The following is a 25,048-nucleotide window of genomic DNA, read 5'->3' as shown; positions in this document are numbered from 1 at the left end:
ATTTTCCGTATAAAGGTTTCGACATCGCTTGATGATACTCCTGTTAAATGGAATATGTCAATTCCTTCCTAAAAAGAAAAGTCTTCCCTCATACGTATCGTGGAAGACTTTCTTTCAAATTGATGTTTTTATAGTTCGACTCTACCTAACTCCTCGATGACATCCGTCGCTAGCAAGCTACTCGGATGTAAGCGTCGTTCAACTTGCCGAGAAGCACGTGCATACCACTCTGCTCCTTGCGCTAATGTTCTTTCGATGTCGCCTGTTGGATGTTGTGCAAGAAGGCTGGTTAATATGCCAAACAGAGTATCCCCGCTTCCTCCTTTGGCGAGACCACTTGATGCACCAGAGATGACGAATCCGCCTCCATCCGGTTTCGCGATTAAGATGACATGGGACTTCAAGACGACAGTTACTTGATGCAAGATGGCATAGTCGGTTGCCTGACCAAAAAGATCATCTTGAATACTTGCGACACTCTGGTTCGTCATCCGGGCGAATTCACCGATATGCGGTGTGACGATGATCGGCGCGGTTCGCTCGGGATAACTTTCTTTTACTAGAGCTGCAGCATCTAATACAACCGGCACATCACTCTCAAGTAGATGGTCCACCCATGTTTCGACTGCCTCTTGCGATAATCCAGGACCGATTCCAACTGCTGAGATGGAGGGGAGCATCTCCTGAATTGCTGGTAACGTCTGATCAATGACCATCGCTTCCGGCGCTTGGGCGATGATTCCATGTTTCGCAAGTGCCGTCGTCGCAACTTGTAGTTTACCGACTCCTGTTCGTAAGGCTGCCCGTGTAGCGAGTTGGATGGAGCCCGGCATCGTCTCACTTCCACCAATCAATAGCGCCGTCCCGTACGTTCCTTTATGCCCGTATGGTTCCCGCTTGAATAAGGCGGTCACATCCTTAGGTGATACGCGCCATTCACCAAAAGTCGGTAATCCGATATCAATTGTTTCTAATTCGCCATAAAACGGGGCTGTTCGTATTAAAAAGGCAGATCGTTTCATTGCATGCAATTGGAATGTCACGTCTGCGCGAATCGCTGTCTCCTTAAATTCCGTTGCATGATCTGTCGGTACTCCGCTTGGAACATCTACTGCATAGATACGTGCCCCTTGCCGCTTTTGTTCCGATACGAATTCACACTGCGCTTCGAACACTTGATTCATCCGCTTTGGATCAAATCCCGTTCCATATAAGGCATCTAGAATCACATCATATTGACCACACGGTTGTTCGGTCACAAGTCCGAACGCTTCTGCATAATGAACATGAACGATGGATGTATCCGAACGATTCTCTCCAAATGGCGCAAATAGTGTGACATCAAATCCGTCGCGTATCAATTCGCGACCAATGACATACCCATGCCCACCGTTATTGCCTGTCCCACATAAAATCAAGATTCGCTCCGTCTTCCTATGACGCTCTTTGATACGTGTTGCGATGTGACTTCCAGCTCGTTCCATCAGCACTTCAAGTGGCAGTCCGGATGTCCGTGCCCACTCATCGATTTGTCGCGCTTCTTGTGTATCATAAATCATCTTCTCATCACCTCTGTTCGACTATTCCCGTTTTGAACAGGACTAGTCTTTTAAAACGCAAAAAGAGGACGCCCGACCGGGCATCCTCTTTCATTTAAGATGTCATGCGTTGACAATTCGCACAGCGTCCATAAATTTCGAACTTATGATCCTCAACTTCAAAGCCAGTCTCTTGGACTGGAGAAACCCATTCCATCGGACAGACATTCAATGTTTCCGTCTTGCCGCAGATTCGGCATATCAAATGATGATGATGGTGTCCTGAAGCACAAGCTGCTCGGTATTTCATCTCACCGTCTAATTCCGTCACTTCTAATAAGTCGATTTCCGAAAAGTCATTCAAGTTTCGATAGATTGTATCATAACTTAACGAAGGATGAGACGTTCGAAGAGCTTCTGCTACTTCCCGCGCACTGACATAACGATTCACTTCAAACAGATACGATAGCAAATCGAGACGCTTCGGTGTCATTTTAAACCCAGAAGCCTTCATGCGTTCACGCGCTTGTTCGATGTTCGTCTTCATGTGTTTTCCCTCCTATCCAAAAACGTTCCAACAGCATCACGATGATCAGCTCAAGTACCGCAATCAAGACGATCATTCCGCCGGGTGCCAAATCGAACTGATAAGCCAGGATGAGTCCAAGTACTGTAGCGATTTCGCCGAAGATGATTGCTAAAAAGATTGTCATCTTAAAACTCTTCGCAATTCGAAGTGCTGCCGCAACCGGTAACGTGATTAAGCTTGAGACAAGCAAAATCCCAACGATTCGCATACTGATCGCAATGACAAGCGCAACGACGATCATAAAGAGAATATGCACTAAGCGAAGGCGAATCCCGGAAACGCGCGCCTGCTCCTCGTCAAAGGAGAGGAACAACAATTCCTTGTAAAAAGCAAAGACGAAGATGACGACGACGATCGTCACGATAAGAATCGTGTACACATCCGTCAAGGCGACAGCCGAGACCGTTCCAAATAAGAAGGAGACGAGATCCATTGAAAAGCCGTTCGCGAGACTGATGAATGTTGCCCCAAGCCCCATTCCCGTCGCCATGATGATCGGGATTGCGAGTTCTTGGAAGTGCTTGTACTTCGCACGCAACCAATCGATCGTCAGTGCCGCGATGACCGACGTCACGATTCCTAAATACAGTGGATTCAAGTCCGCTAATTGTGCGACCATTCCAGAAATCAATAGACTGAGCGCAATCCCAGCTAGCGTGACGTGTGATAGTGCATCTGCGATTAAGCTCATCCGCCGGACGACGACGAACGAACCGATCAATGGTGCCGTGAATCCGATCAGAATGGCAGCCACCAAAGCGTACTGTAAAAACTTTAACGTCATGAACGCTTCAATCATTGGACACTCTTCCCTTCATGAACGAGGACACGTCCCGGAACCGGATAGAGGGAGCGGATCGTCTGTTCATCTAGTTCCCAGTATTCCTTGATGCCACAGTTACATCCTAAACGTCCATCGACCAGATGAATCACATCCGTGACAAGTTTACTGACGAAATGAATATCATGCGTGACAAGAACGAATGTCCGGCGCTTATCTCGACGAAGTTCTTCTAAGATCTCATAAAATTCTTTCACGTATCGCTGATCGACACCAACGGTTGGTTCATCCAAGATCATTAAATCCGGATCATTGACGAGCGCACGTGCGATGAAAACACGTTGTTGTTGACCACCGGATAGGTCGCCGACTTTTGAATCGCGTCGCTCCCACATGCCGACCGTTTCGAGGGCCGTTCGTACTTTGTCTCGATCGTCGCGAGACAAGCGACGAAAGAGTCCTTTTTTAGCGTACAGTCCCATCTCAACGACTTCTGCGACAGTCACCGGAAAACCGGAGTTGAACGCTGCCGCTTTTTGCGAAACATAGCTGATCCGCCACCATTCATTGAATTGTGATTGGGATTGTCCAAATAAACGAATCGTTCCTTTCGGTTGCAATAACCCTAATATACATTTGATCAGCGTCGATTTTCCGGATCCATTTTCACCGACGATGGCTAAAAATTGCCCTTGCTCGACCTGAAACGAGACTTGATTCAACACCCGACGATCCGGGTAATCATAGCTGACTTGATCAATCTCGATGATTGGTGTTTCCATGTATTTTCACTCCTTCCGTTTTCGTAAAACGGAATAATTACGCCTTAATCAACTGTCTTATTATAGCGCCCGCCAATTATTGGTGCAACTCTAGCAACTTCCTATCCTCCTTAGAAAACATTCAAGGTACAATAAAGAAAGAAGCTAGCTGTTTCCGGCTTGTTCAGAGAGGGAATTCTTTTAGTGCACGCATCGCAGAGAGGAGTCGGAGTCATTTGAAACAAGAACTTGCAGTCATCGATATCGGTTCCAACTCGATTCGTTATGTCATCTTCCATCCGATCGCTTCTGGTCGCTATATCGAGAAGATTAATATTAAAGTCGTCGCCCGGTTATCTGCTCACATCAACGAGGATGGAGCACTCGATGATGAAGGCATCGCCTTACTCGAAGAAACGTTACATCGTTTTTATGAAGTTGGTGTCACCCATGAAGTCGAAGAAACAATCTGTGTCGCGACAGCAGCCATCCGTAATGCAACGAACCGAGATGCCATCGTTGAATCCGTTACAGAAAACACGCCTTTTTCCATTCAGGTTCTGACAGATGAACAAGAAGCATACTATGGCTATTTTGCCATCATCAATTCGACCTTCCTGACTGATGGCTTTTCTGTCGATATCGGTGGTGGTTCCATGGAAGTCACCTTGATTGAAAATCGCGAAATGGTGGCGTATCACAGCTTTCCATTTGGTGCCGTCACTTTGACACGGCAATTCGTTTCGGACGAGACACTAAATACCAGCGATAAGAAAAAATTGGTGAAATTCCTACGGGAGCAATTCGAATCGATTCCATGGCTGAGTGATAAAAAGCTTCCTTTAATCGGTGTCGGTGGTTCTGCCCGAAATTTCGTTCGGATCCATCAGTCGAATCAGGACTATCCCCTACGAAGTGTTCACCAATATCAAATCAAAGCGAAGGAACTCGCGAAGATGGTGGACGATCTCGAAGGCAAGTCGGCGAAACAACTATCGAAAATCGAAGGACTCTCAAAGGATCGAATTGATATCTTCCTGCCGGCATTGATTGCGATTCAAGAGTTAGCTCATCACATCGAAGCGGAAGAATTCGTCATGAGTAATCTCGGTCTTCGCGAAGGTCTTGTTTACGAGTTCGATGTGCAGGACGAAACATACCGTCGGATTGAAAACGTACGTGAGCAAAGTCTCTATCAGCTCGAAAGCGACTATAAGGTCAATCGAGATCGTGCGTCATATATTGGAACTCTCGCCAAATCGATGTACCGGCAGCTCGTCACGCTCGACTTGATTTCAGAACGCGCGTCTGATCTACGACTGCTCGATTCAGCAAGTCGCTTATTTTATTGTGGACAATACATTAATCCAGATACACGATCGGACCAGACGTTCTACCTGTTGACGAATACCGAATTGAATGGCATGACGCACAAGGATCGCGTTGCTCTCTCGCTCGTTAGTTCCTATTCTTCTGCCAAACGGATGAACCAGCTTGCGAAACCTTTCAAGGACTGGTTTACGGAAAAATCGCTGGATCGCTTTGATCTACTTGGTTCTCTCCTCAAATTAAGTCATGCGCTCGACGTGACGGAGCGAAAAGCTGTCGATCATTTGGAGCTATTCCTTCAAAAGGATCAACTCCAATTCGTCCTCGATACAGGGGATCATGATTATGGATTCGAAGTCGAAAAAGCGGAAAAACAAAAGAAACACCTGGAACGAATCATTGATTGTACGATTACCTTCGAAACGAAAGGAGATCTTCCTTCATGAAGCTCGACATACCGGAACATTTCAATAATCGTGAGCTCAGCTGGCTCCAGTTCAACAAACGTGTGCTGGATGAAGCGTTTGACACACGCAATCCGCTAATGGAACGTTTTAAGTTTCTCGGTATCTTTAGTTCCAATCTAGACGAGTTCTATATGGTACGAGTCGGTGGTTTAAAGGATGAAGTACTCGCCGGGTTCAATAAACCAGAAAATAAACAACAGATGACACCCAAACAACAGTTACGTGCGATCGCAGCGAAAACAAAAGAGTTAGTCGATCGGCAATACGAAGCATTTCAAGCAATCAATCAGACGTTATCCGATGAAGGCATTACATTCTTAAAATATGATGCCCTGACTTCGGATCAGACGACCTATGTAAAATCCTTTTTCCGTGAACAAGTCTTTCCGGTACTCACGCCTGTCGCCGTCGATGCCTATCGTCCATTCCCGATGCTCTCGTCAAAGTCACTCAACATCGCGACGGTACTCGAGGCAGAAGACGGGACAAAACGGAATTTGGCGCTCGTACAAGTACCTGCTGTCTTGCCACGATTCGTCGATTTACCGGTAGAAGATGATGAGACGACCGCTGTCATCTTACTCGAAGACGTCATCATCGCCTTCATCGATAGTCTATTCAAAGGCTATCGTGTGTTGTCTGCGATGCCGTTTCGAATTACGCGTAATGCCGACCTTCCGTTTCACGAGGAAGGTACGCATGACTTATTAAAGCTGATTGAGAAAGAATTAAAAAAGCGGCGTTGGGGAGTCGCGATTCGACTCGAAGTTCAAAAAGCTGCCATCAATACCGAACTGCTCAACATGTTGCGCGATGTACTTGATTTACAGGAACGCGACATCTTTGCCGTGGATGGTCCGATTGATTTAACGTTCTCCTTTGCCTTTTACAGTCAAATCGGTATTGAATATGATCATTTGATTTATCAGACGATCATGCCAGTCGACCCACCAGCACTCGATAGTTCAAAAAATCTGTTCAATCAATTACTCGAACGCGATTATCTCTTGCATCATCCGTATCATACGTTTGATCCTATCGTCCGGTTCATCGTCCAAGCGGCAAATGATCCGAACGTCCTTGCCATCAAACAAACACTTTATCGCGTATCTGGTGATTCACCGATCATCAAGGCCTTAAAAACGGCTGCCGAAAACGGGAAACAGGTCACCGTCCTCGTTGAACTCAAGGCTCGATTCGACGAGGCGAAAAACATCGAATGGGCAAAGCAACTAGAAAAGGTCGGCGCCCATGTCATCTACGGATATAGTGATTTAAAGACACACTCGAAGATCACGCTCGTCGTCCGACTCCACGAAGGCAAAATTCAGCGTTTTGTCCACCTTGGTACCGGCAACTATAATGATTCGACGGCGAAACTATACACGGACGTCGGATTATTAACCGCTCGGGAAGAGATCGCCGAAGATGCGACGAACTTCTTCAATTGGTTATCCGGGTACGGGGAACAGCCGGAATGGAACGTTATCCAAACTTCACCGAACGCGATGCTTGAGAAGTTCCTGTCATTAATCGATGAAGAGATTCATCATCATAAAAAACACGGAAATGGTCGAATCGTTGCTAAGATGAATAGTTTAACGGAAAAAGACATCATTTTACGGCTCTACAAGGCATCGCGCGCCGGTGTCCAAGTCGAACTTATCGTTCGGGGCGTCTGTTGTCTGCGTCCTGGCATTCCAGATGTTTCGGAGAATATTCGCGTCATCTCGATCGTCGACCGTTACTTGGAGCATTCACGCATCTTCTACTTCCACCACAATGGACAGGATTTGATGTATGGGTCAAGCGCGGACTGGATGACACGCAACATGCGAAAACGGATTGAAATCTTGTTCCCGATCATGGACGAAGAACATAAGGAGTATTTAAAGGATTGTCTCGCCCTCGCACTTGCTGATAATGTAAAGTCGCGTGAGCAGGCAGCCGATGGATCCTATCATTACGTCAAAGACGGAAAACAGAGCTGTGAATCCCAGCTGCTGATTCAAGACTATACGAGCGGCAAACTAAAACAAAAACCTAGTTTTACAGCTCCATTGACACACAAGTGGATCACGATTGAAAAGAAAGAGGACAAAGTCATTCTTGATCAAAATGCTACATGATGTTGGTCATGTTTTACCACGTACTCTACTTCAAATGCTGATTTACAGCAGAAAGGACGAAATGTATGCTTCAGCAAATCTTATTATCCCTTCTCGCCGGCGTCATCTGCGGCGTTGTGTTCACCGCACTGAAACTGCCGATTCCTGCTCCACCTGTTTTTCCAGCCGTCGTCGGAATCTTCGGTGTCTTCCTTGGGATGAAAATCTATCTATTTTTAGTAGAACGCTTTTTCTAATCCAAACAAAAACAGTTCTCTTTGCTGCCAGCGCAGAAAAGAGAACTGTTTTTTTGATTCTTTTTAAGGTTTAATGATTAAATGTCGATCGTGGGAGCTCTGCTTGAATAGGAAAAGATTTTACTCACTCTCTTCCGTTGCTGCTGCCGTATCCACCGCATGAAGCATCTGTTGATGTAACCATCGGTGACAGGTCGGGCAAACGGTCTGATATCCTTCTGGTGTCAAATGCCATTCCAGTAACGACTGCCTAGACTCCTCACAATGCATACATTGACGCGCGACTTGTTCCAGATGATTTCGCTCCTTGAAGCGCTCGATTCGACGTTGTTTAGATTGTTCGAGTGTCAGTACATCCGTTTCGAAATACCCATACTGCCATGAATCGAGCAGACGCGTGCGAAACACTCCTTCGACCGGTCCAGTTTTAAGACCAAGTTGATCGAGTGGTCGTCCAAGTAAGGGATGACGTAAATCCACACTGATGAGATCAAGGCACACATATGACCCTTCTGAGTCGTCAGCATTCGTCAACCAAAATGGATCTTCTGGACGTGTCGTATACTCGGTGAACAAGGCTTCAGCATACGCCATGATACCGTCAGTCGTCGCAAGAAACACCTCTTCTCCCTCTACCAGTTCTGCCGGCAAATAAAACGGTTCCTTTGTTTCATAGTAGTGGACAACAGCTTGTCGTATCGCAAAACTAGTCTCATCAACGACGAGTATATGACACATCACAGACACCCCTTTATGAGTTATTCGACTGGTGCTCCTAGAATCGGTAGACGCCAGTCTGCATCAAACGCACCCGAACGTAACATATCGATTTCTTGTTTATACGGTGCCACTTTTTTCTTTGGATCGAGACCAATGTATGGCGTCTCTAAGATTTTCGGTAAATGTGCCAGAGCAGGATGATGCACGACACGATGTAAGGCATCAAATCCAATCTCACCAAAACCAATATTTTCATGACGGTCCTTTCGAGCACCACGGATATTCTTTGAGTCATTCACATGGATGACACCAAGACGATCCAGTCCCACGATCCGGTCGAATTGTTCAAGAACACCATCTAAGTCGTGCACGATATCGTATCCCGCATCATGCACGTGACATGTATCGAGACAGACGGACAGACGATCATGATGTGTGACGCCTTCGATGATTTGAGCAAGTTCCTCAAAAGTTTTTCCGATTTCCGATCCTTTTCCAGCCATCGTCTCAAGCGCGATCTTGACCTGTTCGTCACCTGTCAGTACTTCATTGAGTCCTTCGACAATCCGTTTGATTCCGATTTCTTCCCCAGCACCTACATGCGCACCAGGATGTAATACGATGTGTTGCGCCTTTTCAAGCGCTTCTGCTCGTTTAATTTCTGCTGCTAAAAACGAAACGGCGAGTTCGAATGTCTCGGGTTTCGTCGTATTCCCTAAGTTGATGATATACGGCGCATGCACGACGATTTCCTCTATTCCATTAGCGCTCATATGTTGCAATGCTTCTTGAATCCGTAACTCTTCCATCGGCTTACGGCGTGTATTTTGAGGTGCTCCTGTATAGACCATCATCGTCGTTGCACCGTAAGATGCCGCTTCCTCACTTGCACCTAACAGCATTTTTTTCCCCGAAACGGAGACGTGTGAACCTATTTTCATGTTCTTTTCCACCTTTCTCTTTTTACAGTGTACCAAATCTTGAAAACGACAAGACACCCGAAAAATGTTTTTTCATTTCACGGGTGTCATCAATGGAATTATTTTGATTTGCGTGCGTTTTCTTTACGTTGCGCGCGACCGACACCACGTTGTTCTTTGATGCGTTCACGTTTTGCTGTTTCTTTCAGCTTGTATTGATGTTTCTTCTTATAACCTGGTTTAACACGTTTTTTCGCTTTTGCTGCTTCACCTGAAAGACGGCTATGTGCTGTCTTCGAGACGGCAGTCTTCATGTGCGGCTTCGCACGGCGACGTTCTTTAACTTCGACGATTTGAGTTCCTTTGACATCAACGTTTGTGAATTGAATGCCACGGTCCTCTAAACGATTGATCATGCCGTTCTCGTGATCTTCAAACAGTGTATATGCCAATCCATCTTGATCGACACGACCTGTCCGACCGACACGGTGGACGTAGAAGTCTAAATCTTTTGGAATGCCGTGGTTAATGACGTGCGAGACACCTGAAATATCAATTCCGCGTGCAGCAAGATCCGTCACGATGACATATTGATACTTCGCATCGTTGATTTCTTTGATGGCTTGCTTACGGCGACGTGCTGGAAGATCTCCGTGAAGAGAACCAACGTTCAGTCCTGCTTCTAGGAACAAAGCTTCGACTTCGATTGCTTCTGCTTTTGTATTCGTAAAAATTAAACAGATATAAGGGTTTAACGCTTTCGCGACTTTCAACGTCAATTGTGAGCGCTCACGATGTTTGACCGGAATCGTATGGTGAACGATTTTCTTCGCTGTCTGTTGTTTTGGATCCACATGCGCATAACGCGGGTTATTCATATATTTTTTCAAGAACGGTTGCAATTTCTCAGGAATCGTTGCTGAGAAGACCATCATCTGAAGCTGTTCTGGAAGAGCTTGCGCAATCCGGTCAACTTCTGGCAAGAAGCCCATGTCGAGCATTTGATCCGCTTCATCGATGACATAGTGCTTCACGAAATGCGGTTTTAAAGCCTGTTCTTTGAATAGGTCTAAAATACGTCCTGGTGTTCCGATGACGATTTGGGGCGAGACTTTCACACGACCGATTTGACGTTCGCGATCCATTCCACCTGTAATAAGACTCGTCTTGATGAAGTCTGGTTCCTTCACGAGTAACGATTTCAGTTCTTCATGAATTTGCCATGCAAGTTCGCGCGTTGGAGCAACGATGATGGCTTGTAATTCTTGAAGCTTTGGATCGACGTTTTGAACGATTGGAAGAAGGAACGATAACGTTTTTCCTGTTCCTGTTTGTGATTGACCGATGATATCGCGTCCCTTTACTGCAGCTGGGATGATCCGCGACTGAATGTCGGTCGGTTTTGTGATGCGGGCGTCATCGAGTGCTTCGATGACGAACGGGTGTAATTGATAATGGCTGAATCCATTCATGAATTGACACCGTCCTTTCCTTATTTGCTGAGGCTTCTGCCTCTCGATTAGTTCAACATGGTTATGGGTCTACTACCGTCATACAGATAGGAGTACGTATAAAAACGAGTTGGAATCTTTTTGTTTTTCGTATGAAGCTTCAATGCACTGAAGGCGACTTTCATCATCTCATCAGCACTCTGGACGACCGTCGCATCCATCGATTTCATGTCAACAGCTTCTAATATAGCACGATTCCCGTCTATGCCGACAATTATTTTTCCTTTGATCCCTGCTTTTTTCAATGCTTCGAGGACACCTAGCGCGATATCGTCATTGTGACAATAGACTGCATCAAACGGAATTCCCGACTCAATCACCTGTGTCATGACCTGTTCTGAAGTGACGGGGTCGTAATCTCCATTCACGGATTCGACGATTTTCAGATCCGACTCCCGCTCAAGACCAGTCAAAAATCCCCGGTGTCGTTCATTCGTCGTGTTGACGTTTGCCGTACCTGCGACTTCAATGATATTAGCGGTGGCTCGTCCCGTCTGCTTGATGCGTTCGTGTTTGATGAATGATGCAAGTTGTTCACCAATCAATTGATTATTTGAGGTAATCGAACTGACGACTGCATCGGAGCGAATCAATCGATCGATCGCAAAAACAGGGATATCTTCTTTGGCAGCTTTTTCTAAAGATTCAGCGATGTAAACATCGTCGAGTGTGGTAACGAAAATTGCATCCACTTTCATTCGAATGAATTCTTCAATCTGCTCTCTTTCATTAATGCGTGAATTATGCGACGTCGCGACGACTGCTTCATATTTATTCAGTTTCGCTTGTGTCTTGAACGCATCAACGAGCCGCTGCGCAAATTCATGTTTATCATTGACGATCGTAAAACCGATGAGATGACGACGCGGATTCGAATCCGTATTCACGAACATATTGGATATAAGAAGAACGGATGATATCCAAATGACTAAGACGAATAGCCACGCTTTATTGAATTTCATTCCGTTTGCTCCTTTCGAGGTAAGTGAACTTGAATCGTTGTGCCAACTCCAGGTTTACTGTCAAAAATCATCTTCCCTTTGTGATCGCGTACGATTTGTTTTGACATGAACAGTCCAAGACCATTTCCATCCACTTTTGACGTCTTGAATGCTTGACCAACATGATCAATCTGATCACCGTCCATTCCGACACCATTATCTTGGATGATGAAGACAACCTCTTCCGGATAGATATGCACATGCAAATGACAAATCCCATCTGGCCCTTTAAACGCGACAGCTTGAAGGGCATTTCGAACACAGTTTGCTAAAATCTGCAAAATCCCCTCTTCTGATGCATGAATCTTTGGCATAAAGGAAGGTGTATAAATTTTACAATCCGCTTCGTAAAGATGAGCTTCCGCTTCTAAGATATATGTCAGCTTCTTCATTAAATCATTCATATCAATCGTCGTTTTTTGAAGCGCATTGTTCTCGCCTTTGGATAAATCAAGCATCGTCTGAATCATGCCGTTCGCTCGATCAAGCTCAGATAAAGCTAACATCAACATCTCTGTATCTCGATCCTTTTCTGCGGCTAATAACTGTAAGGTCATTTTGACTGGTGTTAATGGATTACGTATCTCATGAGCAATGCCCGCCGCTAATTGACCAAGTGACGCTAGCTTCTCTTGCTGCAACATGGTTTGCTGTTGACTTAACTGCTCAAGTCGCGCATGTTCCATTCGCTGTGAGTATTCATTATAAGCAGCGACCAATGTCTTCACTTCGTTTGATCCGGCACGTTCAAGGACGATCGGTTTCGGGGAACTACTTTTCTCAATTTTATGAACAAGCTCAAGTAAAGGAGATGTCAATTGTCGTGACATTAAATAGCCAACAATCAGACTAAGGACGAGCGTCAAAGCGGCGATGATCAAATACTGCTGCCGTGTCGTGTAGACAGGTTCATAAAAAACGTTTCGCGGCGTTCGAACGAGAATTTTCCAATCCGTCACCTTTAAATCTTTTGCAAAGTAATACATATCTTGATTCGTACTAAAGATTTCAGATGGTTCGACGGATTGAAATGCACGATCGATCACACTTCTCGACAATAGTCGTTCTTCGTCTGTCACAAGATTACTCGACGTTGCTAGCAATTCTTTTTTACTATTAAATAAATAGGCAATCGTTTGATCATCAAAAGATTCTAATGATTTCCGGAAAATGATTGAATTCATCGCACTTAGTCCACCACCAAACACACCTACACGTTCGTTACCATCTCGAACTGGCACGAACATATATGTGACGGCATCTGATTCCATTGAGTACAGCTTACTCATATGAAAATCCGCACTTGTCAGAGTTTGTAGAAAATCATCATCCTTTACTATCGTACTATCTGGTACGCGACGATCTTCACTTGAGAACCAAGTAATCTGTTTCGTCTTTCTGTCAAAATAAAAAAGACTTTTAAATCCAGTATCAATATCAAGAAGATTTGATTCTTCAATTTTTCGACTTAGCTTATCAGGATTTTCGACGTTTAACTGCAAACTCATGATTTCCTCATGTAAATTCCCAATGTTATCACGGATCGCGTTTCCAGAAACTTCGACACTTTTCTCACTCTGCTTTTCCGTTTGCTGTTCGACTCGTGAAATCGTGACTCGATCCGCAGTAAAGGCAAGCGCTGAAATGACAAGACATAACAGGATGAATAAGATGGCGGTGATTTGAAAAAAATACGACCGCATCATTTTCTTAGACTCCACCCTTTCGCCCCCTTATTAAATAATTGCAACTTCATTAGTATACCATGTTCTGTTTCTGAAACAGACTCCTCTATTTTCATTCCCGTCTAAACAATGGTACACTCTAACTAATCATTCTTTTTCACAAAGGGAGAATCTACAACTATGCTAGTAAAAAAAATCAGCCCCCGCGGCTATTGTTACGGTGTCGTCGATGCAATGAAACTTGCACAACAAGCGGCATTGAATAAAGACTTGCCACGCCCGATTCATATTCTTGGTATGATCGTTCACAATGCTCATGTCACACGTGAATTCGAAAGTATGGGTGTCATCACAGTCGATGGTCCCGATCGCCTCGAAGCACTTGAGACGATTCAAGAAGGAACTGTCATTTTTACAGCGCATGGTATTTCGCCTGCTGTTTATGCACGCGCCGCCGAAAAAAATCTGCACGTCGTCGATGCAACATGTCCTGACGTGACGCGTACACACGATTTGATTCGACAAGTCGTCGCGGATGATTATGAAGTCATCTACGTCGGCAAACATGGACACCCGGAACCTGAAGGTGCAGTCGGTGTAGCACCAGAGCATGTGCACCTCATCGAAAAAGTCGAAGATATCGATGAACTCCCGCCTCAGCTCGCTCATAAAAAAATCATCGTCACGAATCAGACGACGATGAGCCAATGGGATGTCCAAGCTTTGATGGAACACGTGCGTAAAAAGTATCCGCATGTAGAAGTACACAATGAAATCTGTAACGCAACACAAGTCCGGCAAGAAGCGGTGGCTGATCAAGCAGGAGATTGTGACCTTGTCATCGTCGTCGGTGATCCACGTTCTAACAACTCGAACCGATTGGCACAAGTATCATTCGATATCGCAGGAACTCCAGCGCATCGGATTGGTGATTTAACAGAACTCGATCTATCATGGCTTAAAGGTGTACAGCAAGTTGGTGTCACATCAGGTGCATCAACACCAACACCAATCACGAAAAAGGTCATTGATTTCTTACAGCAATATGATCCATCAGACATCAGTACACATGACAAGACACCATTCCTTGAACTACGACGGATTTTACCAAAAGTAAAAATCCTTTAACCTGAATATGATAGAAGTAATAACAAACACCGGACAGCGAATCATCGCCGTCCGGTGTTTTATCTCATTTTTTACTTTACATATCACAAAAAATGAAAGGGATTCGTATTGGCTGTCGAGACGATGAGTTCCACATCTATCTTCTTCTCTTTGAATCGTTTGCTTAATTCGTTGACGACGCCTTCTTTCATGACCGACTCCACATGATGTCCTGGATCGACGACTGCTAGTCCAAGTGCCATCGCATCATGCGCCACATGGAAATAGAGATCGCCTGTCACTAGGACATCTGCTCCCGCAAATGCTGCAGTCGAGACGTACTTATTGCCGTCACCACCAAGGACTGCAACTTTTTGGATGTGGCGTGATTCGTCTCCGACGAAGCGTAAGTTTTGTACACCAAACGCATCGCGAACATGCTCTGCAAATTCCCGTAACGTCATTGCTTCCGGTAACCGACCAATCCGTCCAAGACCAAGTGATGTTGCCGGGCGTTCTTGACGAATGAGATCATAGGCGACTTCCTCATATGGATGAGCCTGTTTCATCGCTCGAATGACTTGTTTCTGATTCAGTTCCGTGACGATCGTCTCGATTCGAACTTCTGAAACGCGTTCGAGTCGCCCTGCTTCACCGATATACGGGGTAGCTTCCGTCAACGGTCGGAATTGACCCGTTCCCTCGACGTGGAATTGACAATCACTGTAGTCGCCTTCCTTTCCTGCCCCCGCTTGTGCAAGGGCTGTTGAAACGCGCTCTACAGCCTCAGTCGGTACGAAGACACTTAGTTTATATTGCGTGTTTTCAAACGTCGGTGCTAGTACTTCACAAGACTCAAGACCAAGTGCATCTGCCATCCAGTCATTGACCCCGCCTGGTGTTACGTCAAGGTTTGTATGCGCAGCATACACCGCAATATCGTGTTTGATACATTTTGTGACGATCCGTCCTGTTGCAGAACGATCCGTCACATTTGCTAACTTACTAAAAATCGGGGGATGATGCGCAATGATGAGATCGACCTTCTTTTCAATCGCTTCATCGACGACAGACTCCAAGACATCAAGTGTCACGAGCACACGTTTGACGTCCTTGTTCAATGTTCCGATTTGTAGACCAATCGGATCACCTTCGAGTGCAAATTTTTTCGGAGCAAATGCTTCAAACTGCTCAATGACATGGTTCCCATTCGCCATTAGTTCGTCACCTCTTCCATCTTTTGAATCAATCGTTCGATGGCTTCGATTTTTTCAGATAAAACCTCCGTTGCTTGTCCTTGTTTCATCTGAGCTAGGATATACTCTCGCTTTTGTTTTTCAATCTGCCATTTTTCAATGAATTCTGGTGCACGTTCCCGCATTAACTGTGGTCCAAAGAACAATTCCCACTGACGTGTTGTTTCGTCCTCTGAGTAAAGTGTTTCATCTCCACGTTCTGCAACGAGAATTTCATAGATCTTTCCGTTCTCCTCGACGATGGCTTCAGACAATAACGCATATGAATTCGTCAGCAACCACTTCCGAACATCAACTGCATCAACATTTGGTTGAAGGATCAAACGTTCCTCCCCCGACAGCCGATCTTTGCCTTCTTCAAGGATTGAGGCAATCAGTGTTCCGCCCATTCCTGCAATCGTAATCGCTGTTGCTTCGCCCGGCTTTAAAACCGATAGTCCACTTCCAAGGCGGACATCGATTTGTGACTCGAGCCCGACAAGCGCCACTTGTCCTTTTGCCGCTTCCATCGGTCCTTCGTTTACCTCTCCCGCGATCGCGCGTTCGATTTTCTGTTGCTGGATACAAAAACATGGTACGAATGCATGATCAGATCCAATATCTGCGAGGATAGCTCCTTGTGGAATATACGACACGACTTTTTGGAGTCGTTGATCCAATACGACGTTCATTTGCATCATCTTCATCCTTCCTATTTTCCGAAAAACTCTCTTTTAAAAATAGCGGATTTACGCTAAAAAAGATACCATACACCACAAAAAAACATCCATCTCGTAACGAGATAGATGCCCTTGTTCTTATTTCTTAGCAGCTAACCATTTGGCTAGAACAGCTGCTTCTTCGTCATTCGCAAGACCGCCAGGCATTTGCCCTTTACCGTTCATTGCGATGTTCTTAATTTCATCTTCTTTCAGCTTCGCGCCGATCTTTGTTAAGTTCGGACCTGTTCCGCCTTCTAAGTTTCCACCGTGACATCCTGTACATCCTTTAGATGCAAACAAGTCTTCTGGCTTCATTTCTGCAGTTGACGGCCCTTTGCGAGCTTCCTTCACCTGATCGACCCCAAAGTAAGACAATGAAATCATAGCGATGATGGCGATGACTGCGATCGCCGCGAACGGTACTAATGGATTACGCATTTGGATTCCCCCCATATTCTATACCCAACCAAGTTGGTGACTGAATGGTATTCCCCGTTACTATTCTACTGTAAAAAAAACAGGGAAGGAAGAAAAAAACGAAACTTTTTTCTTCCTTCCCACTAAAATTTCATATATTCTTCACACTTTGAATTAATCGAGGAAATCTTTCAGGCGTTTCGAACGACTCGGATGACGTAATTTCCGAAGTGCTTTTGCTTCGATTTGACGAATTCGTTCACGTGTAACGCCAAATACTTTCCCGACTTCTTCAAGTGTCCGTGTCCGACCATCGTCAAGACCAAAACGAAGACGGAGGACGTTTTCTTCACGATCCGTCAGTGTATCTAACACATCTTCGAGTTGTTCTTTCAAGAGTTCGTATGCTGCAGCATCTTGTGGTGCTGTCGCATCTTGGTCCTCGATGAAATCTCCGAGATGTGAATCATCCTCTTCCCCGATTGGAGTTTCAAGAGAAACCGGCTCTTGCGCAATCTTCAGGATTTCACGGACTTTTTCTGGCGTGATTTCCATCTCTTTTGAAATCTCTTCCGGTGATGGTTCACGTCCGAGATCTTGCAAGAGTTGACGCTGGACACGAATCAATTTATTGATCGTCTCAACCATGTGAACCGGAATTCGGATTGTCCGCGCTTGGTCAGCAATCGCACGTGTGATTGCCTGACGAATCCACCATGTTGCATACGTCGAGAATTTATATCCCTTCGTATAGTCGAATTTCTCGACCGCTTTGATCAGACCCATGTTGCCTTCTTGAATCAAATCAAGGAACAACATACCGCGTCCGACATAACGCTTCGCAATCGAAACGACGAGACGTAAGTTTGCTTCCGCCAATCGTTTTTTTGCTTCTTCATCGTTTTGTTCGATTCGTTTAGCAAGTTCGACTTCATCTTCTGCATTTAACAAATCAACGCGACCAATTTCTTTTAAATACATCCGGACAGGGTCATTGATCTTGACACCAGGAGGAACAGACAAATCGTTTAGATCCGCCTCTTCTTTTTCGTCCCCTGTACCGTCATTGTTGACCTTGATACCTTCTGTTTCAAGCAATTGAAGGAATTCCTCGAATTGCTGAGCATCCATTGATTCGAACGAACTTAGTTTGTCTTCGATCTTTTGGTGTGACAATTCACCATTTTTATGTCCGAGCGCGATGAGTTCCTCTTTCGCGAGACGGAGTAATTCAGCTTCTGATCTTGCTTTTTCTGCCATCGAACCATACACTCCTTCCACATCATGCAGCAGGTCATCGATCTTTTAAACGACGCTTCCGTTCTATGATCGCCTGCATCAGCTCCGCTTGAGCACGGATATCTGTTTGTTGATTCAATCGTGACTTTTCTTCTTCTAACAAACGACGTTGCTGTTCATTTTGGACGGCACGAATGTAGTGACTGAGTAAATCAGGATCATATTCAGGCATTAGCATGAACTCTAAATCCGCTACGATTCGTTGCAAAGAGGCGTCGTGCAACATCGTCAAAAAACGATCAGGACTTCCTTGCGTACCTGCTCCGTAAAATTCATATAGCTTGCCGGCAATCAATTGGTGTGCCGGATCATTGAATTGGACACCTAGTTGCTCTCGCACTTCAAGACATACTTCTTCTGAACGGATCATGTAGGCAAGCAAGAAGCGTTCTGCCTTTTTCCAGTTCGCGAACGTTCGGTCAGGAGGTGCTGTCGGTAGAGCAGCTGGGCGATCGGAAACGATTTGTTCTCTCTTCGGTTGTTGGACGGTTGGACGCACTTGTGCGATCAAGGAGTCTTTCGAGAGTTTAAATTCCTCAGAAAGTTTTCCTAAATAAATGTCCCGTAACAACGGATTGGATGTTCGACCAATCTCTTCAAGCATAGTTTCAATATATCGAACGCGTTCTCCTTCTAATCGCAAGTTTTTTCCTTGTCGAAAATAAAAAGATTTGAATTCAAGACTTGAAACCCGTTCTTGTTCAATCCAGTGTAAAAACGTCTCTTCGCCCTGATTCCCAATGAAGGAATCCGGGTCTTCGCCATCCGGTAAACGGATGACGGAACAGTCGACGGCAACGGCTTCAAGCAACTGTAGGGCTTTTAACGTCGCAGCGCGTCCTGCCTTGTCTCCGTCATAACAAATAATGACTTCATCGACGATACGTGCTAGGTTTTGGGCATGAACCGGTGTTAAGGCTGTTCCTAAAGAGGCTACCGTATAAGGTATACCCGCTTGAGCGACACGCACAACATCAAGATTCCCTTCAACGAGGACGACTTGTTTGATTTTGCGCATCGCTCCTCGTGCTTGAGCGAATCCGAATAACAGTTCACTTTTATTGAACAAAGGTGTTTCCGCTGTATTGACATACTTCGGATCACGACCATCAATCGAACGTCCACTAAATCCGACGATCGTGCCATCACGATCGGAGATAGGAAATACGACTCGACCGTTGAATCGATCTCGATAATCGCCATCGCGTCCGATTGAAATCAATCCCGCTTCGACCATCTCATCTAAATCAAACCCACGTCGTGCCAAGGAATCCACTGTAAAACGATCTTGATCCGGTGCATACCCGAGTCGGAACTCACGCATCGCACCTTCACGGATACCACGATTCTCTAAATAGATTCGTCCCGCATCGCCTGCTTCCGTTTGAATCAACACCTCATGATACAACTCGGTGACGATCCGATGTGCCTCGCGCATCCGGAACTTCTTTTCCTGTTCGGGTGTCGATTCCGATTGTTCGAATCGATCCGGCTCCAGTTCCGGAAGTGTGACATCGCTTCGATCAGCTAATTTAGAGACGGCTTCCTTGAAACTCATTCCTTCTGTTTCCATGACGAAAGTGATTGCGTTTCCACCTGCACCACATCCAAAACAGTAGTACATCCCTTTATCAGGAGAAACAGAAAAGGAAGGTGATTTCTCAGAATGAAACGGGCAAAGCCCTGAATATCGATTCCCTTGTTTTTTTAATTCTACACGTTCTGAAATCAATTCGACGATGTCCGTTGCTTGGCGGACCTGATCGACGATTTCATCAGGAATTCGCTTCATTCCGTCCTCTCCCCTTTCCTTGAGAACTTATCCTTACATGACCATACCCGCAATGAAACGGAACGATGACTCGTTCCGTTTCATTAGAAAAAGGGCATTATCTCATTTATCAGCTAAACAAGTATACTATGTTCCTGACTGCTTGACTAGTCATGCGCTTTCCCGGAAATTCCGGTCAAAATCAGGTTTGCCGTTTCCTCGACTGCTTTATTTGTCACGTCGATGACTTGGCAACCGATTCGTTCGTATAAATTCCGTGCGTATTCGAGTTCCCGGTTGATTCGGTCCATCTGCGCGTATGCTGCTTCTGGTTTGAGTCCTAATGAACGCAGGCGTTCCATTCGGATGTCGATCAACTTTTCCGGTGAGATGAGTAGTCCAAAACATTTTTCTTTTGGAATATCGAATAGCTCCGCTGGCGGGATCGATTCAGGTACGAGTGGTACGTTCGCTACTTTATATCGCTTCAAAGCCAGATACTGCGAAAGTGGTGTCTTTGATGTACGCGACACCCCGATCAAGACGATATCCGCACGTTTGATACCTTTTGGATCACGTCCATCGTCATACTTGACAGCAAATTCAACCGCTTCGATTTTTCGGAAATACTCCTCATCTAGGCGATAGATTAACCCTGGCTCTTCCTTCGGTTGCATCTGCAAGCGATCTTCCATCGTGTCAAGCAATGGACCAAGTAGATCAATCGCTTTAACACCGTGGGCGCGAGCTGTGTTTGCAAGCAGACGACGATGGGTCGCATGAACGATCGTGAAAGCGATTGTCGCTTGTTCTTCTTTCGCATGAAGAACCAAGTCATAAATAACTTGATCATCATCGACGAACGGAATGCGGACCGTTTCGATGGCTTGTTCCGGGAATTGGATTGCAGCTGCGCGGACGACGAGTTCACACGTCTCTCCGACAGAGTCACTCACGACATAAATCCGTTGACGCATCAGGAACCCTCCTTAAATTTCTTCATCACGTGCTAAAGCGACCAACACTTTCGTCATGTTCGTCTTCGTCATTCGACCAACGACTTTCAAGACGCCGTTCTCCTCTTCGACGACTGGCATTGAATCAATCTGTTTTTCGATCAGTTTCATACCGGCACCAATCAACGTCTCCGATTTTTCACAGACCGTCAAATTCGGCATCCGTGTCATGATGATGTTGACCGGTAACGTATCTAATTCTTGATTACCGATTGCCGCACGTAGAAAATCCTTACGTGACAACACACCGACTAACGCATGGTCCTTACTGACGACGAACAGCGAACCCACATCTTCAAGGAATAAGTGAACGATCGCATCGTATACGGTCATCCCTTCATGAATGACCTTTGCCGACGACATGAATTCGCCGACGGTCAAGGTGTCGAGTTTCTCATGAAGCATGGACGCATTTTTCTTTCCAACGTACATATAGCCGACACGTGGACGCGCTTCTAGCATGCCGGTCATCGTTAAAATCGACAAATCGGGTCGTAATGTCGCCCGTGTCAGGGAGAGTGCAGAAGCAATCTGCTCTCCCGTGATCGGACCATTCTCTTTGACGATTTGGAGTATCTTTTTTTGCCGTTCATTTAACTTCATCGGCTCATCCGTCCTTTTTCTTTACGCTAAAGTAAGTGCATTGAACCGGGCGACTGATTCGATGGCTTGCGCAAATCGTTTCATTTCGCTAAGACGGTTCGTACGGACTGTTTCGTCGTCCGTCATGATCATCGTACCGTCGAAGTAGGCTGTAATCGACGGAACGGTTGCATCAAGTGCCTCAAGCGCTCGTTCATAATCAAGTGACGCGATTGCTTGATCAACCTCTGGTAAGGTCTTCTCAATCGCCTCATGCAACGCGCGTTCCGCATCATTTTCAAAGAGCGCTGGATTAACAGTTGTGACGTCTTCTGCTTTTTTCGAGATGTTTAAGACACGGCTGAGTTGTTCGACCGTTTTCTTGAACGATTCTTTTTTCGTCGCACTTTCAAGCATTGCAGCACGTTGCTCATTCGCTTCGACTGTCAACGTATGATCAAGAGCGGCTTCGACGACATCATGACGGAAGTTCATTTCCGATAGACGGTATTTCAAGCGTTGTGCAAAGAAGTCTTGTAATGCAGATTGGACTTCTTCGGCATCCTTCGCGTAAAGACCTGCTGCCACCTGTTCTGAAACGACGAAGGCAATCAATTCAGTCAATGTCAGATTCAACTTGCGATCTGATAAAATCTGAACAATCCCTTGTGCTTGACGACGCAATGCGTACGGATCCGCTGATCCACTTGGAATCATACCGACACCAAAGAATCCAGCGACGCTGTCCATCTTATCGAGAATCGCATAGAGTGTTCCTGTCGGTGTTTCCGGACTTGCATCCCCCGCGAAGCGTGGCATGTAATGTTCACGAATCGCAGCCGCGACTTCCGGATCCTCATTCTTCATGTTCGCATACCGCTCACCCATCAGACCTTGCAATTCTGTGAATTCATAGACCATTTGACTGACGAGGTCGAATTTATAGATCTGTCCTGCACGTTCGACACGTGTTTTGTCTGCACCGACACGATCTGCAAGTGCGAGTGCCATCTGACGGACGCGACGGACTTTTTCGCCTGTCGTTCCTAATTTTTCATGGAAGACGATTTTATCAAGACGTTTCGCCTGTTCATCGATATCTGCTTTTTTATCTTCTTCATAGAAGAACTGCGCATCGGCTAAACGGGCACGGATGACTTTTTCGTTTCCGCGTGCGACGTTTTCAAGATGTGTTGCGTTTCCGTTTCGTACCGTGACGAAATAGTGGAGCAACGCACCGTCACGTTTGACCGGGAAGTAACGTTGGTGTTCTTTCATCGTCGTGATCAAGACTTCTTCTGGTAACTCAAGATACGCTTCATCGAATGCACCGAACAAGGCTGTCGGATACTCGACGAGGTTCGTGACTTCTTCAAGTAAAGACGCATCGATCGGCACTTCGAATTGTTCGCGTGCCGCAAGCGCTGCGATTTGTTCTTCGATCAATTGACGACGTGCTTCATAACTGACGATGACGTTTTCTCCTGCGAGCGCTTCAACATAAGCGTTCGGACGCAGGATCGTGATGTCCTGCCCGAGGAAACGATGTCCACGTGATGTCCGACCCGTTTCGACGGATGCGACTTCAAACGGGATGACTTGATCGTCAAGCAGGGCAATCAACCAACGAATTGGACGCATGTAACGTAACGATTGTGTGCTCCAACGCATGTTTTTCGGGAATGTCATCGCTTCGACGACTTGTTTTAGTCCAGGAAGTAGATCGGCTGTCGCTTGTCCGACTTCCTTACGTGTCGCATAGAGATACTCGACTCCTTTTTCTTCTCCAAGGAAGAGATCGTCCGTCGTTAACCCTTTACCACGCGCAAACCCTTCGGCTGCTTTCGTCCAGTTCCCTGCTTCGTCCATCGCGATTCGTTTTGCTGGTCCTTTTAATGTTTCTTCGAGGTCGCTTTGACGTGCTGCGAGACCTTTGACGTACACTGCAAGACGGCGTGGTGTCGAGAAGGATTCGACGCTCGCGAACTCAATCCGTGCTTCTTCAAGAAAACGCGTCACGCGCTCCTTGAGTTGTGTTTCGGATTGAAGGACGAATCGAGCCGGCATCTCTTCTAAACCAATTTCAAGTAATAATTCATGCATGTGACTCACCTGCTTTCGACTTGATCAATGGGAAGCCAAGACGTTCCCGTTCTTCGATGAAACTTTGCGCACAACGACGCGACATGTTCCGGACACGATGGATGAATCCTGTGCGTTCCGTGACGGAAATCGCCCCTTTCGCGTCGAGAAGGTTAAAGGTATGTGAACATTTCAAGATGTAATCATACGCTGGGAAAACGAGGTTCTCGTCCAAGGCACGATTCGCTTCTTTTTCATATTGATCGAACAACGTGAAAAGTAATGCGACATCTGACGTTTCAAACGTATACTTCGAATGTTCGAACTCCGGTTGATAGAAGATATCACCGTATTTGAAGCCATCCGTCCAAACGAGATCAAAGACACTCTCAACGTCTTGAATGTACGACGCAAGACGCTCGATTCCATAAGTGATCTCGACTGCGATCGGATTACACTCGATTCCACCGACTTGTTGGAAGTACGTGAATTGTGTGATTTCCATCCCGTTCAGCCATACTTCCCAGCCGAGACCTGCAGCACCGAACGTCGGGTTCTCCCAGTTATCCTCTACGAAACGAATATCATGTTCGAGTGGGTTGATACCAAGCAACTCGAGACTTTGTAAGTACAATTCCTGAATGTTGTCAGGTGATGGTTTCATGATGACTTGGAATTGATGGTGTTGATACAGACGGTTCGGGTTTTCCCCGTAACGACCGTCAGCCGGACGGCGTGATGGTTCTGTATAACAAACGTTCCATGGTTCTGGTCCGAGACTCCGTAAGAACGTCATCGGATTCATCGTACCGGCTCCTTTTTCTACGTCGTATGCTTGCATCGTCAAGCAGCCTTGTTCTGCCCAAAATTTTTGTAATGTCAAGATCATGTCTTGTACTGTCATCTTCACGACTTTCACCTCCGAAATGATTAAGGAACGCAAAAAACGCCCCTATGTACAACAATCGTTGCACATAGGGACGAGACGAGCCCGCGGTTCCACCCTACTTGCATGCATCGCATGCCACTCTTTTTGACAAAGAACACTCCGAAACGCCATTCGCGCCCCTCTCACTCCCAGCTCACACCACCCTGGAATCGCTTGATTGAGAAAAAGACGGTACTCCTTTTCGTCATCGTGTTCATTTAG

22 protein-coding genes are annotated in these 25,048 nt (G+C 45.9%); 4 read left to right on the top strand and 18 right to left on the bottom strand.

Annotated features, from left to right (window positions below; genetic code table 11):
* Positions 1–128 precede the first annotated feature (128 nt).
* The 4 genes from N179_RS00980 to N179_RS00965 form a co-directional block, all read right to left on the bottom strand.
* Positions 129–1,559, bottom strand: coding sequence for a bifunctional ADP-dependent NAD(P)H-hydrate dehydratase/NAD(P)H-hydrate epimerase (locus tag N179_RS00980; RefSeq protein ID WP_075642020.1), 1,431 nt, complete (start codon positions 1,557–1,559; stop codon positions 129–131).
* Between the two features lie 94 nt (positions 1,560–1,653).
* Positions 1,654–2,085 carry a Fur family transcriptional regulator gene (locus N179_RS00975; RefSeq protein ID WP_023467528.1) on the bottom strand — a complete coding sequence of 144 codons (432 nt, stop codon included), beginning with the start codon at positions 2,083–2,085 and terminating at the stop codon, positions 1,654–1,656.
* Positions 2,057–2,926: a metal ABC transporter permease gene (locus N179_RS00970; protein ID WP_023467527.1), complete on the bottom strand. Its 870-nt coding sequence runs from the start codon at positions 2,924–2,926 to the stop codon at positions 2,057–2,059. Before N179_RS00970 ends, N179_RS00975 begins: the two co-directional genes overlap by 29 nt.
* Positions 2,923–3,690: a metal ABC transporter ATP-binding protein gene (locus N179_RS00965; RefSeq protein ID WP_023467526.1), complete on the bottom strand. Its 768-nt coding sequence runs from the start codon at positions 3,688–3,690 to the stop codon at positions 2,923–2,925. The genes N179_RS00970 and N179_RS00965 overlap by 4 nt, the downstream gene beginning before the upstream one ends.
* Positions 3,691–3,905: 215 nt before the next feature.
* Here N179_RS00965 and N179_RS00960 point away from each other — a divergent pair, with 215 nt between their 5' ends.
* The 3 genes from N179_RS00960 to N179_RS00950 all read left to right on the top strand — a co-directional run bounded on the left by N179_RS00960 (position 3,906) and on the right by N179_RS00950 (position 7,830).
* Positions 3,906–5,444 carry a Ppx/GppA family phosphatase gene (locus N179_RS00960; RefSeq protein WP_075642019.1) on the top strand — a complete coding sequence of 513 codons (1,539 nt, stop codon included), beginning with the start codon at positions 3,906–3,908 and terminating at the stop codon, positions 5,442–5,444.
* On the top strand, positions 5,441–7,594 hold the full coding sequence (locus tag N179_RS00955; RefSeq protein WP_075642018.1) for an RNA degradosome polyphosphate kinase: 2,154 nt from the start codon (positions 5,441–5,443) through the stop codon (positions 7,592–7,594). The genes N179_RS00960 and N179_RS00955 overlap by 4 nt, the downstream gene beginning before the upstream one ends.
* Positions 7,595–7,659: 65 nt before the next feature.
* Positions 7,660–7,830, top strand: coding sequence for a XapX domain-containing protein (locus N179_RS00950; protein ID WP_023467523.1), 171 nt, complete (start codon positions 7,660–7,662; stop codon positions 7,828–7,830).
* Positions 7,831–7,950: 120 nt separating this feature from the next.
* On the opposite strand, the gene N179_RS00945 is transcribed toward N179_RS00950, so the two are convergent.
* The 5 genes from N179_RS00945 to N179_RS00925 all read right to left on the bottom strand — a co-directional run bounded on the left by N179_RS00945 (position 7,951) and on the right by N179_RS00925 (position 13,703).
* Positions 7,951–8,568, bottom strand: coding sequence for a hypothetical protein (locus tag N179_RS00945; protein ID WP_058712879.1), 618 nt, complete (start codon positions 8,566–8,568; stop codon positions 7,951–7,953).
* Positions 8,569–8,588: 20 nt separating this feature from the next.
* Positions 8,589–9,491, bottom strand: a complete 903-nt coding sequence (locus N179_RS00940; RefSeq protein WP_058712880.1) for a deoxyribonuclease IV — start codon at positions 9,489–9,491, stop codon at positions 8,589–8,591.
* A gap of 98 nt (positions 9,492–9,589) precedes the next feature.
* The gene (locus N179_RS00935) at positions 9,590–10,942 is read right to left on the bottom strand and encodes a DEAD/DEAH box helicase (protein ID WP_023467520.1); all 1,353 of its coding nucleotides are present in this window, start codon (positions 10,940–10,942) and stop codon (positions 9,590–9,592) included.
* A gap of 47 nt (positions 10,943–10,989) precedes the next feature.
* Complete coding sequence (locus tag N179_RS00930; protein WP_035398353.1) at positions 10,990–11,943, bottom strand: sugar ABC transporter substrate-binding protein; 954 nt, start codon at positions 11,941–11,943, stop codon at positions 10,990–10,992.
* Positions 11,940–13,703, bottom strand: a complete 1,764-nt coding sequence (locus tag N179_RS00925) for a sensor histidine kinase (protein WP_075642017.1) — start codon at positions 13,701–13,703, stop codon at positions 11,940–11,942. The genes N179_RS00930 and N179_RS00925 overlap by 4 nt, the downstream gene beginning before the upstream one ends.
* Positions 13,704–13,847: 144 nt before the next feature.
* Here N179_RS00925 and N179_RS00920 point away from each other — a divergent pair, with 144 nt between their 5' ends.
* Entirely contained in the window at positions 13,848–14,795 is a 948-nt protein-coding gene (locus N179_RS00920) for a 4-hydroxy-3-methylbut-2-enyl diphosphate reductase (protein ID WP_023467517.1), read from the top strand.
* Between the two features lie 83 nt (positions 14,796–14,878).
* On the opposite strand, the gene N179_RS00915 is transcribed toward N179_RS00920, so the two are convergent.
* The 9 genes from N179_RS00915 to glyQ form a co-directional block, all read right to left on the bottom strand.
* Entirely contained in the window at positions 14,879–15,991 is a 1,113-nt protein-coding gene (locus N179_RS00915) for a Nif3-like dinuclear metal center hexameric protein (RefSeq protein WP_075642016.1), read from the bottom strand.
* Positions 15,991–16,710, bottom strand: a complete 720-nt coding sequence (locus tag N179_RS00910) for a tRNA (adenine(22)-N(1))-methyltransferase (protein WP_326937793.1) — start codon at positions 16,708–16,710, stop codon at positions 15,991–15,993. The genes N179_RS00915 and N179_RS00910 overlap by 1 nt, the downstream gene beginning before the upstream one ends.
* A gap of 117 nt (positions 16,711–16,827) precedes the next feature.
* Entirely contained in the window at positions 16,828–17,169 is a 342-nt protein-coding gene (cccA, locus tag N179_RS00905; RefSeq protein WP_023467513.1) for a cytochrome c550, read from the bottom strand.
* A gap of 153 nt (positions 17,170–17,322) precedes the next feature.
* Positions 17,323–18,408, bottom strand: coding sequence for an RNA polymerase sigma factor RpoD (gene rpoD / locus N179_RS00900; RefSeq protein ID WP_023467512.1), 1,086 nt, complete (start codon positions 18,406–18,408; stop codon positions 17,323–17,325).
* A 34-nt stretch (positions 18,409–18,442) separates the two neighbouring features.
* A complete protein-coding gene (gene dnaG / locus N179_RS00895) occupies positions 18,443–20,239 on the bottom strand; it encodes a DNA primase (protein ID WP_023467510.1) in 1,797 nt (598 codons plus the stop codon).
* A gap of 146 nt (positions 20,240–20,385) precedes the next feature.
* Positions 20,386–21,195: a pyruvate, water dikinase regulatory protein gene (locus N179_RS00890; RefSeq protein ID WP_023467509.1), complete on the bottom strand. Its 810-nt coding sequence runs from the start codon at positions 21,193–21,195 to the stop codon at positions 20,386–20,388.
* A gap of 12 nt (positions 21,196–21,207) precedes the next feature.
* The gene (gene ccpN / locus N179_RS00885; protein WP_023467507.1) at positions 21,208–21,837 is read right to left on the bottom strand and encodes a transcriptional regulator CcpN; all 630 of its coding nucleotides are present in this window, start codon (positions 21,835–21,837) and stop codon (positions 21,208–21,210) included.
* Between the two features lie 21 nt (positions 21,838–21,858).
* Complete coding sequence (glyS, locus tag N179_RS00880; protein ID WP_058712883.1) at positions 21,859–23,919, bottom strand: glycine--tRNA ligase subunit beta; 2,061 nt, start codon at positions 23,917–23,919, stop codon at positions 21,859–21,861.
* Positions 23,912–24,802: a glycine--tRNA ligase subunit alpha gene (gene glyQ, locus N179_RS00875; protein ID WP_029341034.1), complete on the bottom strand. Its 891-nt coding sequence runs from the start codon at positions 24,800–24,802 to the stop codon at positions 23,912–23,914. The genes glyS and glyQ overlap by 8 nt, the downstream gene beginning before the upstream one ends.
* Positions 24,803–25,048 lie beyond the last annotated feature (246 nt).

Origin of the sequence: Exiguobacterium indicum HHS 31 (assembly GCF_001939065.1) — a bacterium.
In the GTDB taxonomy this organism is placed as follows: Bacteria; Bacillota; Bacilli; order Exiguobacteriales; family Exiguobacteriaceae; genus Exiguobacterium_A; species Exiguobacterium_A indicum.
Note: the sequence above shows the minus strand (reverse complement) of the source record. Positions and strands in the feature narration are given on the sequence as shown.